Consider the following 280-nt stretch of genomic DNA (forward strand, 5'->3'; position numbering starts at 1 on the left):
CGGAGCCTAGTAACCAAAACAAACATAACCGGGAAAGAGAAAGAACACATTCAATGTATTCACTGATTCAACTCAAAACGTTAGTTTCGTGCGGACGAGACCCGGCTCGCTCGCTGCCATTACGGCGCGGGTTCCTTCTCATCCCGCTCATTCTGGTGTGCTTTGCGTTTTCGCCACAAATCCACGCGGCAGACGGAGACCTTGGCGGTGGCAACACCAACGAGGGGTTCAACGCCCTTAACAATCTAACCAGCGGCGGGTTCAACACTGGGCTTGGGTG

1 protein-coding gene is annotated in these 280 nt (G+C 53.6%); it reads left to right on the plus strand.

Going from position 1 to position 280, the window contains the following annotated elements; genetic code table 11:
* Positions 1-53: 53 nt before the first annotated feature.
* Positions 54-280: hypothetical protein (locus tag L5849_RS15810; RefSeq protein ID WP_236926318.1), on the plus strand; the 227-nt coding region annotated here is incomplete at its 3' end.

The sequence above is a fragment of the Erythrobacter sp. SN021 genome, assembly GCF_021864455.1.